Annotated in this window: 12 protein-coding genes; 6 read left to right on the top strand and 6 right to left on the bottom strand. The window is 65.4% G+C overall.

Features of this window, described 5'->3' with window-relative positions:
• Positions 1 to 9: 9 nt before the first annotated feature.
• The 4 genes from QMN23_RS19210 to QMN23_RS19225 are packed head-to-tail and all read right to left on the bottom strand — an operon-like array spanning position 10 to position 2,798.
• The gene (locus QMN23_RS19210; RefSeq protein ID WP_282000947.1) at positions 10 to 477 is read right to left on the bottom strand and encodes a methylglyoxal synthase; all 468 of its coding nucleotides are present in this window, start codon (positions 475 to 477) and stop codon (positions 10 to 12) included.
• Positions 474 to 2,006 carry a C13 family peptidase gene (locus QMN23_RS19215; protein ID WP_282000948.1) on the bottom strand — a complete coding sequence of 511 codons (1,533 nt, stop codon included), beginning with the start codon at positions 2,004 to 2,006 and terminating at the stop codon, positions 474 to 476. Before QMN23_RS19215 ends, QMN23_RS19210 begins: the two co-directional genes overlap by 4 nt.
• 5 nt (positions 2,007 to 2,011) lie before the next feature.
• Positions 2,012 to 2,560 (bottom strand): MerR family transcriptional regulator, encoded by a 549-nt coding sequence (locus tag QMN23_RS19220; protein ID WP_282000949.1) that lies wholly within the window; start codon positions 2,558 to 2,560, stop codon positions 2,012 to 2,014.
• 52 nt (positions 2,561 to 2,612) lie between these two features.
• Positions 2,613 to 2,798: a hypothetical protein gene (locus tag QMN23_RS19225; protein ID WP_282000950.1), complete on the bottom strand. Its 186-nt coding sequence runs from the start codon at positions 2,796 to 2,798 to the stop codon at positions 2,613 to 2,615.
• Positions 2,799 to 3,115: 317 nt separating this feature from the next.
• On the opposite strand from QMN23_RS19225, the gene QMN23_RS19230 reads away from it, so the two are divergent.
• A complete protein-coding gene (locus QMN23_RS19230) occupies positions 3,116 to 3,772 on the top strand; it encodes a hypothetical protein (RefSeq protein WP_282000951.1) in 657 nt (218 codons plus the stop codon).
• 15 nt (positions 3,773 to 3,787) lie between these two features.
• Here the strand turns inward: QMN23_RS19230 and QMN23_RS19235 are convergent, their stop codons facing one another.
• Positions 3,788 to 6,016, bottom strand: coding sequence for an ATP-dependent helicase (locus QMN23_RS19235; RefSeq protein ID WP_282000952.1), 2,229 nt, complete (start codon positions 6,014 to 6,016; stop codon positions 3,788 to 3,790).
• Positions 6,017 to 6,235: 219 nt separating this feature from the next.
• Here QMN23_RS19235 and QMN23_RS19240 point away from each other — a divergent pair, with 219 nt between their 5' ends.
• The 4 genes from QMN23_RS19240 to QMN23_RS19255 all read left to right on the top strand — a co-directional run bounded on the left by QMN23_RS19240 (position 6,236) and on the right by QMN23_RS19255 (position 10,989).
• The gene (locus tag QMN23_RS19240; RefSeq protein ID WP_282000953.1) at positions 6,236 to 7,654 is read left to right on the top strand and encodes a B12-binding domain-containing radical SAM protein; all 1,419 of its coding nucleotides are present in this window, start codon (positions 6,236 to 6,238) and stop codon (positions 7,652 to 7,654) included.
• 4 nt (positions 7,655 to 7,658) lie between these two features.
• Positions 7,659 to 8,255 (top strand): acyloxyacyl hydrolase, encoded by a 597-nt coding sequence (locus QMN23_RS19245; protein WP_282000954.1) that lies wholly within the window; start codon positions 7,659 to 7,661, stop codon positions 8,253 to 8,255.
• Between the two features lie 40 nt (positions 8,256 to 8,295).
• The gene (locus QMN23_RS19250) at positions 8,296 to 9,864 is read left to right on the top strand and encodes a carotenoid oxygenase family protein (protein ID WP_282000955.1); all 1,569 of its coding nucleotides are present in this window, start codon (positions 8,296 to 8,298) and stop codon (positions 9,862 to 9,864) included.
• 93 nt (positions 9,865 to 9,957) lie between these two features.
• Complete coding sequence (locus tag QMN23_RS19255) at positions 9,958 to 10,989, top strand: lysophospholipid acyltransferase family protein (protein ID WP_282000956.1); 1,032 nt, start codon at positions 9,958 to 9,960, stop codon at positions 10,987 to 10,989.
• A gap of 61 nt (positions 10,990 to 11,050) precedes the next feature.
• Here QMN23_RS19255 and QMN23_RS19260 read toward each other — a convergent pair whose 3' ends face one another.
• Positions 11,051 to 11,749 carry a Crp/Fnr family transcriptional regulator gene (locus QMN23_RS19260; protein WP_282000957.1) on the bottom strand — a complete coding sequence of 233 codons (699 nt, stop codon included), beginning with the start codon at positions 11,747 to 11,749 and terminating at the stop codon, positions 11,051 to 11,053.
• A 107-nt stretch (positions 11,750 to 11,856) separates the two neighbouring features.
• On the opposite strand from QMN23_RS19260, the gene merA reads away from it, so the two are divergent.
• Entirely contained in the window at positions 11,857 to 13,263 is a 1,407-nt protein-coding gene (gene merA / locus QMN23_RS19265) for a mercury(II) reductase (protein WP_282000958.1), read from the top strand.
• The last annotated feature ends 38 nt before the right edge of the window (positions 13,264 to 13,301 follow it).

A 13,301-nucleotide genomic window follows, 5' to 3' on the forward strand; every position in this document is an offset into this window, starting at 1 on the left:
ATACGCGGCTCATCCGGCGATCACCACTTTCCGGGTCCGATGGACCTCGTAATCGGGGACGAGCCGTTCGTAATCCTTGTCCATCAGCGGCGAGGAGATCATGAAATCGGCCGAGGCGCGGTTGCAGGCCACCGGGATGTTCCAGACCCCCGCCATCCGGAGCAGCGCCTTGACGTCGGGATCGTGGGGCTGGGGTTCGAGCGGGTCCCAGAAAAAGATGAGGAAATCGATCTCCCCCTCGGCAATCTTGGCGCCGACCTGCTGGTCGCCGCCGAGCGGCCCGCTCTGCAGCTTGAGGATTTCCAGCTCCAGTTCCTCCGCGAGGATGGTGCCGGTGGTGCCGGTCGCGTAGAGCCGGTGCTGGGCCAAAAGGTTCCGGTTGAAGCGCGCCCATTCGACCAGGTCGCGCTTTTTGTTGTCGTGGGCAACCAGGGCAATCTGCTTGTTGCGCCGCATCACGATCTTTTTGTAACTCATTCGGATTGACTCCTTTGCGGCAGTCGGCCGCGCCCTGTTCTGCCGGGACCGTCCGTGCTGCCACCGTTTTTCAGGTGCTTTTCCAGCCGGGCCAGCTGCCGCTCGATCGCCCCCCCGGCGCTGATTTGCGGATTGGAGGGCGTTTCTCCCTCCTGACGCTCCCACTGCCGGATCGTCTCCCGGGCCCGGGCGAACGCCCCGGTGAAGGAGTAGGTCCGGCGCAACGCTTCGTCAAAGTACGCTTTGCCGAACCAGGTGAACCGCTCGCCATAGCTGCAGCCGAACGAGGCGTGGTCGGCATCGGCCGCGGTGATGACCAGGGTGTGGTCGTCGGCCAGCGGCGCGATGAAGCCGCCGGCGTAACAGGAGGAAACGACCACCACCTTCCAGGTGATCCCCGATGTGCGGAGCATCGCCCGCAACTGCGCCGGCGTCAGGCCGCCGAGCTCCAGCGGCGGATTGTCGACCACCAGCTCGTGTCCCGGCGAGCCGTGGGAGGTAAGATAGAGGAACAGCAGATCGTCATGCCGGTTCATCACCCGGCCGATCCGCGCCAGGGTCCGCGCCAAGTTGGCTTTGGTGGCAAAGGGAAGAATGGTGGCGGTCCGCGGGTTGTTGGCAAGCAGCACCGTCCGGCCGGCGGCACCGAACCGTTCGGCAAAGAGCCGGCCGACCGCCGTCAGCTCCCGGGTAAAGACATCCTGCCCCGCGTCGCCGGCAAAGCCGACGAAATAGAGATGCGGCGTCGCCGGCCGGCCGGGAAGCAACTGATCGAGCTGCCGGTCGAGCAGCTGCTGCTGGGTCGCCAGGACGTCGCCGGTCAGGTGCAGTTCTCCCCCTTCGGCCCCCTCGTCGGGCGCCACCCAGAGGTCACCGCGGGGGAAAAACCAGAGCGGGACGACAACCAGCACGGAGAAGAAGAGCAGCACCGGCAGCCGGCGGCGCAACGTCGGCACCAGCCGGCCGAGAAACACCGCCCCGGCGGTCAGCCACCACCAGAAAAAACGGTAATAGTGGGATTCTTCCAGCCAATCGTTCAGCCGGTCCAGATGAGGGAGCTGCGCCAGTCCTTCCAGGAGGGCATGGCAAAGCTCCAGGGGGATGCTCAGGGCAACGAGCGCCACCGGGATCGCCGTCACGAGCGCGGGGCGATCGAGCCGCCGGGCCGCCAGGGCGCCGAGCAGCAGGAAGAGCGGCAGGTGAAAGAAAAACGAAGGGATGGCCTGGTAGGCAAACTCGCCACTCCGGCCGACCAGCAGGAAGGAGGCGACCAGATTGAGCAGCAGATCGGCAACGGCCAGGATCGCCAGATCGCCCGGCGTGCCGCAGAATGTCTCGGCCGTCACCCGGCGCAGCAGGGCGAGCCGTACCCCGCTCCAGAGGTTGTGCGCCACGTTCCGCCCCCGGCATGGCGCTGGCGCCGGGAAGGGCCGGCTCTGATCGTCATTCTCCATAGTGGCGGCATCATAGCACGCCGGAACTGTTTTGGCGAGTCCGGGCAACGGCTTGCCCCCGCCGGCCACCGGCATGATCGTCAGCCGCCGCTCGGCGCTTCACCGGCCGACCGGGCCGACCACTGCCGAATCAGGAGCGCCTCTTCCTCGGTTATCCCCAGCGAGCGGAGAAAATCGTGATGGGCCTGCGGCGCCCGCCGCTCGAACTCGGCGTGCCAGCGCCCCATGGCGGCGTCGTCCATGCCGGCGGCCCGCAGCATCGCCACCCAGGTTTCCTTGTCCACCGTCGCTGGCAGATCGCCGCCGGCCACCTGGCGCAGCATGCCGGCCAACAGGTGCTGCTTCACCTGCAGCGCCCGGATTTCCTCGCCCAGTTCCCGCAGCCGGCGTGCCAGGACCGGACTGTTCTCGTTTTCCCGGGTCGTGAGGATTCGCTGGATATCCTCGATGGTCAACCCCGCCCGGCGATAGCTGCAGATGGTCGCCAAGCGCCGGCTGTCCGCCGGCGCATAGAGCCGGTAGCCCGCCTCGCTCCGCCCAGTCGGGGAGAGCAGGCCGATCCGATCGTAGTAGAGGAGGGTGCTGCGCGATAGCCCGAAGCGCCGGGCAAGCTGGCTGATCCGCTCCATGAGCTCTCCGGAATAAGTGGGCGCGGCCCCGGTTCCGGGGCCGCGGTAGAGGTCAGTATGTGCCGGCCCGGATCGCCGCGATCCGTTCGGCGGGGAGGCCGAGCCATTCCAGGAAACTCTGGTGGCCGGCCGGGTTCTCCTCTTCGAACAGCTGGTGCCAGCGGCGCATCGCCGCCTCGTCGAGCCCGATGGCGCGGAAGCGCCGGACCCATTCGTCAACCGTTACCGTCTGGTGCATTGTCGTTCTCCTTTCGTCGTGCAGAGTCTGTCGTGGCCATGACAAAGACCACGCTAAACCGTGCAGCGATAGACGGGTCAACCGAAAACCTGCGGCGAAAGAATTTTGCTCTTATTCTCCGGCAGGCGGCCGCGCGGCTTGCGGCATCCCAAACCGGGATTATACTTGGTTTATCTTTATTAATTCAAGCGGTTGGCCGTGATTGGCGTAGCAGGCGACCGCAAATCGGCCGGTGGCGGACAAACGGGGGAAACAGGCGCCAGGATGCCCAACGGACCTGGCGGTGCCGAAGAGACTTCCCGGGAAAGGCGGACTCCATGGACATCGAGCGGCTGGCGTTTATCTTCGGCTGTATTCTGGTCCTGATCGGCATCATCGGCGGCGGCTTCGAACTGAAGGAGCTGAAAATTCCCAAGATGAGCTGGCCGACCCGGCTGGTCGCCATCATCGGCGGCGCCATCTTCGTCGGCATGGGCTTTTTTCTGCCGGCCGCCAAAGAAGAGGCCAAACATCCGGCCGAGCCGGCACCGGCCAGCCAGACCGCCGGGAGCCCGCCCGCCCCGGTGCAGCAGCCGGCGCCGGCCCAACCGGCCACGCCGCCTCCCGACGCCGAAGAGCGGCCGGCGGAGGAACCGGCAACCCGCCCGACGCCGGTGATGGTGAAACTGCGCTGGCTCGACAACGCCCTCGTCTATGCCGGTTACATCAAAAGTTACGGGCAACGGGCCGAGTTGACCATCGACGTTTTCGATCTGCGGACCGGGACGTTCATCAAAACCCACCGCCAGGAAGTCCGGTCAATCCCGGCCGCCGGCGGCTTCGTCGTCTCCGGGGCAGTCGATGTCCCCGGCGACTCGGTCACCCCCTATCCGCACAGCCACCAGTTCAACCTGGTTTTCCAGAACCAGGGCGGAGCGCTCGCCGTGGCCAACTGCACCGGCAGCAACTGCTATCCGGCCGAGATCTCGCGGTAGGAACCGACGTGGCGGCTACGCCCGCTCCAGCCCGGCAAAGCGGACCAGCAGCTTTTTCGGTCCCACCGAGTTGAACCAGACGATCACCTTCTGCTCGTCCCCCTTCCCTTCAATCTTGCGGATCACCCCGACGCCAAACTTGCCGTGGCGAACGCGCATCCCGAGCCAGACGCCGTCCTCCGGCTCTTCGGGCACCACTTCGAGATCGTCAAAGTCGGGTTCGATCTCCGTTTCGAGGATCGCCGCCAGGTTGTGCCGGGGCGGCTCGGCAGCCGATGGGGGGACTTCCGCCGGCGCCGGACGTGCGCCGAAGCCGAAAGCCGGCTGGTATTCGTCCTCCAGGTCAAGGAGCTGGCGGGGGATGTCGGCAATGAACCGCGACGGCATGTTCAGCTGGTCCTGGCCGTAAATTCGCCGGCGGCGGGCATTGGTGATGAAGAGCCGTTCCCGGGCCCGGGTCATGCCGACGTAGCAGAGCCGCCGCTCCTCCTCCATCCCTTCCGGGTCGTCGAGGGAGCGAACGTGGGGGAAGAGCTTTTCCTCCATGCCGATCATGAAGACCAGCGGGAATTCCAGTCCTTTGGCGGCATGGAGGGTCATCAGCGTCGCCGACTCCCGTTGCCCTTCGCCCCGCTCCAGGTCGGAGACGAGCGCCACCTGTTCGAGGAAGGCGGCAATACTCTTCTCATCGCTGGTTTTCTCGAACTCTTCCAGGGCGGTGAGCAGTTCCTGGAGGTTGGCGAGCCGGTCGGCGGCCTCGTCGCTCCGTTCTTCCTGGAGCCGGGCAGCATAGCCGCTCTCCTGGATGATCCGCGCCGCCAGCTCCGCCGGGGTGGCACTATCGACCAGGACGGCAAAACGGTCGAGCAGTTCCAGAAAGCCGGCGACCTTGCCGCGCGGGCCGTTGCCGAGGAGGCTGCCGCCGGCCGCTTCCCGCAGGGCGTCGTAGAAGCCGAGCCCGGCGCGGGCCGCCAGCTCCGCCACCCGGTCGATCGTCGTATGGCCGATCCCCCGCGGCGGGGTGTTGATGATCCGTTTCAGCGACACCTCGTCGGCCGGATTGACCAGCACCTTGAGGTAGGCGAGAATATCCTTCACCTCCAGCCGCTCGTAAAAGCGCATCCCCCCCACCATGTGGTACGGGATGCCGTCGCTGACCAGGGCATCTTCCACCACCCGGGACTGGGCGTTGGTCCGGTAGAAAACCGCCACGTCCCGCAGATCGCCGCCGCGCCGGACATGCCGTTCGATCTCCCGGCAGACGTAACGGGCCTCGTCCCGTTCGTCGGCGAGGCGCCGATAGACGATCCGGTCGCCGGGCGGGTTCTCGCTCCAGAGGGTCTTGGCCTTGCGGCCGCGGTTCCTGGCCACCACGCTGCCGGCGGCGGCGAGGATATTCTGGGTCGAGCGGTAGTTCTGTTCCAGCTTGACGGTCCGGACGGCGGGAAAATCCTTTTCGAAGTCGAGGATATTGCGGATGTCGGCACCGCGCCAGCGGTAGATCGACTGGTCGTCGTCGCCGACCACGCAGAGGTTCTGTCGGTCGCCGGCCAAAAGCCGGACCAGCCGGTACTGGATCGGGTTGGTGTCCTGGTACTCGTCGACCAGAATCCAGCGCCAGCGGTCCCGATAGGCATCGAGGACGGCGGGATGTTCCTCGAAGAGCCGCACCACCAGCATGATCAGGTCGCCGAAATCAAGGGCGTTGCATTTCTGCAGCCGCTCCTGGTAGGCAGCGTAGACCTTGGCCAGCAGCTCGCCCATGAAGTCGCCGGTCGGGATCTCCCCGGGTGGAATGCCGCGGTTTTTGCAGTCGTCGATGGCGGCAGCGAATGAGGAGGCGGAGAACCGCTTCTCGTCGAGGCCGAGGCCGGCAACGATCTCCTTGAGGAGCTTTTCGGCGTCCTTGTCGTCATAGATGGCGAACGTGCTCTCGTAGCCGAGGTGGTGGATCTCGCGGCGGAGAATCCGGGCACAGGCGGAATGGAAGGTCGAGATCAGCGGCAGCTCGCTCCCGCCGACCAGCCGCGCCACCCGGTCGCGCATCTCGCCGGCCGCCTTGTTGGTGAAGGTGACGGCGAGGATCTGCCAGGGGGGGACCCCCCGCTCGCGGATCAGGTAAGCGATCCGGTGGACGATGACCCGGGTCTTGCCCGACCCGGCGCCGGCCAGGACGAGCAGCGGCCCTGCGCCGTGGAGTACAGCCTCCCGCTGGGGAGAATTGAGATTTTTCAAAAGGTCCATGGAAGTACCTGCGGCAGAGTGAACGGAATGGAGCAGCGGTTCGTTGTCGGGGCCGAGCGGACGGAAACGGGGATGCTTCGCTGACTATAGCGAAAGGGCCCCGACCGTTCAACCGAAAATAAATTTATTTGACAGTGGCGCGGCAGCCCTCTATCCTAGATATCTGATTCTGGCGCAATTACGCTAAGTTAGCTACAGCAAACCCGTTTCGAGGTCCCCGTGAAGGTCCTTTTCGTCCATCCCCATGGCAGCAACTGGCTGGGGACCGGCCAGGATATCAGCGCCATCTTCAACCTGATGCCCCCCCTCGGGATGATGAGCATCGCCGCCTTTCTCGAAGCGCGCGGAATCACCACCGAGATCATCGACTGCTACGGCACGCCGCTGCGCGGCGAGGCGCTGGCGGCCGAAATCCTCCGCCGCCAGCCGGACGCGGTCGGCTTTTCCTGCACCACCTCGTCGTTTCTCGAAGGGTACCGGATCGCCGAACTGCTCAAGGAGCGCCGGCCGGACCTGCCGGTGGTCTTCGGCGGCGCCCACGCCTGTTCCGTCGGCGTGGCGCTGCTCGACCGCTTTCCGGCCATCGACTACCTGGTAATCGGCGAGGGGGAGAACACCCTCTACGAGCTGGCGGCGGCCGGTTTCCGCAACCCGGCGGCCATCCCCGGGGTCGGTTTCCGCCGGGACGGCTGCGGTACCCTGGCGGCCCCCCGGGAGCTGATCGCCGATCTCGACACCCTCCCCTTCCCGGCTTACCACCGGCTGCCGGGCTTCCCGCGCCGTTACAACCTGCCGCTCTTCAGCTACCCGACGGCCCCCAACACCAGCGTCATCTCCAGCCGCGGCTGCCCCTACCACTGCAGCTACTGCGACCGCTCGGTCTTCAGCCGCGGCTTTCGCTTCAATTCGCCCGAGTACATCGTTGAGCACCTCGCCTACCTGCACCGGGAATTCGGTATCCGCCACGTTTTCTTCTACGACGACCTCTTCACCTTCGACCGGCGCCGGGTGGAGCGGCTCTGCGTGCTGATGGAAGAGCGGCGGCTGCCGGTGACCTACAACTGCATCGCCCGGCTGGAGCACGTCGACGACGAGCTGCTCCGGTTGCTCCGCCGCTCCGGCTGCTGGCAGGTCAACTTCGGCATCGAATCGGGGGACCCGGAAGTCCTGAAGCAGCACCGGAAGTTTTACGGCCTCGACGAGGTCCAGCGGAAGCTGCTGATGGTCCGCAAAGCCGGGCTGCGGGTGAAGGGGCTGTTCATGATCGGCCTCCCGGGCGAGACGGAGCAGTCGATTCGCCGAACCATCGATTACGCCCTGTCGCTCCCACTCGACGAGATCAACGTCACCAAGTTCACCCCGTTCCCCGGGGCGCCGATCTACCGGACCATCGGCGAACAGGGGACCTTCACCGAGGAGTGGCCGCTGATGAATTGCCTGAACTTCGTCTTCGTCCCCCACGGCATGACCCGGGAACAGCTGGAGGGGCTCTACAACGAATTCATCCGCCGCTTCTACCGGCGGAGCCGAATTCACTGGGGCTACACGAAAATGCTCTGGAAATCCCCCCACAGCGTCGCCCACTTCCTCCGCCACCTGCCGGCGATCCTCCGCTTCGAGCGGGAACAGAAATGGTGACCCCATGAGACGGTCGACCCAGCGGCTTTTCGGCGCCTGCCTGCTGGCGCTGCTCCTCGGCGTCCCGGCGGCACGGGGGGCCGACGCCCCCCGCTTCCGCTCCGCCAGTGGGGAACTGGCGCTCCTCGCCGGCTACGGCATCACCCACCGCGGCTTCGGCGCCACCCGCACCCAGGTCCAGACCGCCGACACCATCCTCCGCTACGGCTATTTCCTCTCTGCCGAGCACGGCAGCGGCTGGTACCGCGGCCGGCACGAGTTGTTCATGGAGCTGCCGGTCCATCTGGTGGTCGATCCGCGGCTCCGGGCGATGACCGGCGGCTACCTGCTCGGCAGCTGGAAGTTTACCTCCCTGGAGAGTCTCGCCCCCTACGTGTTCGCCGGCGGCGGGGTGCTTTACAACGACCTCGGCCTGGCAACCCAGGGGACCCGGCTCAATTTCTCCTATCAGGGAGGGTGCGGTCTCCAGTATCTGATCCGCCCCGACACGGCCATCGGCATCGAATACCGCTACCACCACGTATCCAACGCCGGCACCGCCGAGCCTAACGAACCGCTCAATTCGAGCAAGATTTTGCTGAGCATCTCCCTCTTCCGCTGAGCCACGCCCACCGCGCCACCATCCCTGTTATACTGTTCCTGTGCGCACGACCGAACCATCCATAAGCCGCCGCGATTTCCTCCGGCTGGCTGGGCTGGCCGGCGCCGGGCTCGCCCTGCCGGGGTGCGCCGGCGATCCGCCGCTTCGGGCCGGCGTTTTCCCCGCCTTCGGGGATGCGGCGCGCCCCTACCTGGGGCTGGCCACTTCGCTCCGCCACGAGTACGATTATACCCCCCGCATCGAAGGCACACTTCCCGCCGGGCTGCAGGGGGACTACTACCGGAACGGCCCGGCCCTCTTCGAGCGGGGCGGCCTGCGCAAGCGGACCCTCCTCGACGGCGACGGGATGATCCAGCTGTTCCGTTTCGCTGGCGCCGGAGTCCGCTACCGCAACCGCTTCGTCCGGACCGCCAAGTTCGTTGCCGAAGAGGCGGCCGGCCGCTTCCTCTACCCCACCTGGAGCACCGAGGTTCCCGGCGGCATCTGGGCCAACTTCTGGCAGGCGGGAAAGATCCCCTCCCAGGCGGGGATTACCGTCTTCCGGTGGCGCGGACGGCTCTACGCCTTCGACGAATCGACCCTCCCCTACGAACTCGATCCGACAACCCTGGCAACAACGGGAGAATCGACCCTCGGGCTGCCGCCCGGCGCCTCGATCTACTCCGCTCACCCGAAGCTCGACCCCCAGACCGGCGAATGGCTCCACTTCGGCCTCAAGTACGGCCCCACCACCTTTGTCCACCTTACCGTCTTCAGAGCCGACGGCACCCTGAAGTGGCACCGGGCGTTGCCACTCCCCCGGATGGTCTACATGCACGACTGGTTCGTCGCCGGCCGCTACCTGGTGCTCAGCCTCCATCCGGTGGAGATCGCCTACTGGGGCTTCCTCCTCGGCTTCCGCAGCCTGGCGGCCTCCCTCCGCTGGCGGCCGGCGGACGGCAACCTGCTGCTGGTGCTCGACCGGAACGGCAGCGGCGAACCGCTCTACCTGGAAACGGAGGCCTGCTTCATGTGGCACTCCTACAACGCCTACGAGGAGGGAAACGAAATCGTCGGCGATTTCATCGGCTACCGGAATCCCGACCACTTCGTCGGTGCCGACCCGGTCATTGCGGCAGTAATGGAGGGGCGACAGGGAAATTTCCGCTATCCTGGCGAGGTGATGCGCTACCGGATCGATCCCGGCCGCCGGACGGTCCGCCGGGAAAGCCTCAACCCGGGAAGCTGCGAATGGCCCCGGATCAACGAGGCGCACCGCTGCCGCCGCCAGCGGTTCGGCTACATGGTCAAATCCCTCCCCGGCGAATTTTTCTGGTCGATCGTCGTGCGGATCGATCTGCAGAGCGGCGCCACCACCGAGTACCGTTTCGGCCACGGCATCTACTGCACCGAGCCGGTCTTCATCTCGCCGCCGGGAACGGTCACCTCCCCCCTGGCGACGGCCGAGCCGGGCTGGCTCCTGTGCGAGATCTACGACAGCCAGAGCCAGCGGAGTGCCCTGGCTGTTTTCACCGCCGAACGGCTCGCCGACGGCCCCCTCGCCCTCGTCCAGTTGACCCACCACGTCCCGTTCAGCTATCACGGCTGGTGGCATCCCGCCGGCAATTGACCTCACGACCACCACGTTTTTTGGTTCAATGATCCGTCAGATTGTGTTAGTAGTGAATATTCCGCCCCAAGGGCGGGATAGGAACTTTTATTCATGCATTCTGGCGTTTACGATCATAACCGGCAGGACGGCGGCGGATGCCCTCCGCACCAGGCCGTCGGACCCGGCACGAACGACCCGACCAACGACAATGTCTCTCCGGCGGACCAGCCTCTTCGGGACAGCCTGAAACAGTTGAAATGGCACCTGGGGCTCGGTGCGTTCCTGCTGTTCTCCTGGCCAATCGCCCTGTTGCCGCGACAAGTGGCTGTTTGGTTGGGCGGAACAGCCGGCAACCTTGCCTACCTGCTGCTCCGCAAGGAGCGGACCACCGTTGTCGAAAACATCCGCAGCTCCCTCCCCTACCTGGAAACCGTCCCCGGCTGGACGCCTGATCACGGCACTCCCGAGGCGATTGCCCGGCGGAACTTTGCCAATTACGGGCGGACCATCGTCGAGGCCCTCAAGCTCTATTACGGGCTCGGCAAGCCGTTCATGAACGAACTCGAACTCCGCGGCATCGAGCATTTCGAACGGGCGCGGGAGCAGGGCAAGGGCACCTTCTTCATTACCGGCCACTGCGGCAACTGGGAACTGATGGCGCTCACCTTCGGTGTCCGCTATAACGAGGTTGCAGTGGTGGCCCGGCGGCAGAAATACGACCCGCTCACCAATTTTCTCGAACGGTTGCGCCATCGCTTCGGCAACCACGTGATTTACGCCGACGGTGCGGCACGGAGCATCTTCCTCAAGCTGCGCAAGAACGATACCATCGGCATCCTCATCGACCAGGCGGTCCAACCCGACGAAGGGGCGATCGTCGACTTTCTCGGCCGCGGCGCCTGGACCACGACCATGCCGGTCAAGATTGCCGGCAAGACCGGCACGCCGCTGTTGCCAATCTTCATCCACCGCGAAGGAGGGCGTCACGTGGTGACCATCCACCCCGCCGTGGAACTTCCCCCGCACAACCCCATCGCCGGGACCCGACTCCTCAACCGGGCCATCGAGGAGTACATCGCCCGCCACCCAGACGAATGGCTTTGGGTCTACCGCCGCTGGAAACGGGTGCCAGAGACCGATTAACACAAAGGGGGCGACGCCGACCGGCATCGCCCCCTTTGTTCTGTTCGCCCCCCTCCCCCGCTCAACCGCCGTTCAAACGCCGGCCGGCCAACCCTTGCAGCCGCGAAGCATCGAGGATGACCACCCGGCTCCCCTCCACTTCGATGATCCCCTCTTCCTTCAGCTTGCGGAGCGAACGGGAGAGGGTCTCGCTCACCGTGCCGAGCCGCGACGCCAGTTCCCCTTTTTTCATGTCGAGATCGAGGTAGGTCTTCCCCTGAAACGTAGTCGATTTACGCTCGGCCAGTTCGAGCAGATAGGCAGCCAGCCGGGCCGGCACCTCGGCGAACGAAAGCTCCTCGATCTGCCGGGCGAAGCGGCGCAACAGCAGCGACAAGGAAACGATCAGGTTGAGGGAGAAGCGGGGATTACGCTCCACCAACCCCATGAAGGCTTCCCGCGGGAAGAAGAGCGCCTCTCCTTTCTCCAGGGCCCGGGCTTCGGCCGGATATCGGCCGTCACCGAAAAAGGCCGCCTCGGCAAAGGTTTCGTTCGGGTGGACGAAATGGAGCACTTTCTCCTTGCCGTCGGGCGAGACCTTGCAGAGCTTGAGGCTGCCCGTGGCGAGCAGGTAGAAGCCGATCGCCGCCTCCCCTTCGCTGAAGAGTGTTTCCCCTTTCGCGAAGGCCCGGCGGGCGGCGATGGCCGCCACCTCGGCGAGATGCTCGTCGGCGAGACCGGAAAAGAGCAGGGATTTTTTCAGGATAGCGCTGGTTTCCATCGGGAGGATCCTTTGCCGTACGGGAATTGATCTGCTGGTGGCGAAACCATTTTGCCGTTTGTCTGGCTGGCGGGTTGGAGGTACACTAAGTAAACACAGGAGGCCTCATGTCCGATCCGCACGATCTCGTCATCCTCGGCTCCGGTTCCACCGCTTTCGCCGCCGCCCTGCGCGCCCAATCCTACGGGGCTCGGGTGCTGATGGTGGAAAAGAGCGTCCTCGGCGGAACCTGTATCAACTGGGGGTGCGTACCGAGCAAAACCCTCATTCACGCGGCGCTATTCTATCAGGAAGGAATGCTCGGAGCAAGGCTCGGCCTCGGCAGGTGCAGCGGCGATATCGACTTTCCCCGCCTGCTGGCCCACAAGGAAGAGGCGGTCCGCTACCTGCGCAAGAGCAAGTATCTCGACATCCTACAGAACGTGCCGGGACTCGAGCTGGTCAAGGGGACCGGCCGTTTCATCGCCCCCGACTGCCTGGAAGTCAACGATCGGCAAATCAGGGCGCAGCGGTTTCTCATCGCCACCGGCGGCAATCCCCGGATCCTGAACTTTCCCGGGATGGAGCAGACCCCCTATCTGACCAGCCGCAGCGCCTTGTTATTGAAGCGGCTCCCCCGCTCGCTGGTAATCATCGGCGGCGGAGTGATCGCCCTGGAATTGGGACAGATGTTCCTCCGCCTCGGCAGCAAAGTGACGGTTCTCGAACATGGTCCCCGGGTCCTGCCGCCGGTTGAGCCGGAAGTTGCCCAAGCGGTCCAGCAGGCACTGGCCGCCGAAGGGATGGAGTTCGCCCTGGACACGGCCATCTGCGCGGTGAGCGGCGACGAGACGGCAGTCCGGGTCGAAGTCGAACGGGAGGGCCGTCGGGAAAGCTATACGGGCGAGAAGCTGCTCCTGGCGGTCGGAACCGCACCGGCTACCGCCGGCATCGGCCTGGAGCAGGCCGGGGTGGCGACCGACGCCAAGGGATTCGTCACCGTCGACGCCAGAATGCGCACTTCGGCCTCAGGCATCTGGGCCGCCGGCGACGTAGTCGGCGGGATGATGATCGCCACCGTCGGCGCTCGGGAGGGAATTGTCGCGGCGGACGACATGTTCAACCCCGGCTGCAGTTGCACAATGAATTACCAGAGCATCCCGATGGCTATCTTCACCGACCCGGAAGTCGGAACCGTCGGCTACACCGAAGAAGCAGCCCGCCAGGCCGGCTTCGAGGTGACAACCAACGTCATGCCGGTCACCGCCATTCCCAAGGCCCACATTACCGGCCATACCGCCGGCGCAATCAAGCTGGTGGCCGACCAGGCCAGCGGCCGGCTGCTCGGTGCCCACCTGGCCTGCCACCGGGGAGCGGAGCTGATCAACGAGGCAGCGCTGGCCATCCACCTCGGCGCCACGGTGCAGGATCTGGCAAATGCCTTGCATGTTTACCCCTCGATAGGTGAAGGACTGCGCCTCTGCGCCCAAGGCTTCAGCCGGGACATCAATCGCCTCTCCTGCTGCGCCGAGTAGCTCGCCGGCCACCGGGGAGAGCGAGCGCGGCTGCACCA

This window comes from Geotalea uraniireducens, assembly GCF_027943965.1.
GTDB lineage: Bacteria > Desulfobacterota > Desulfuromonadia > Geobacterales > Geobacteraceae > Geobacter > Geobacter uraniireducens.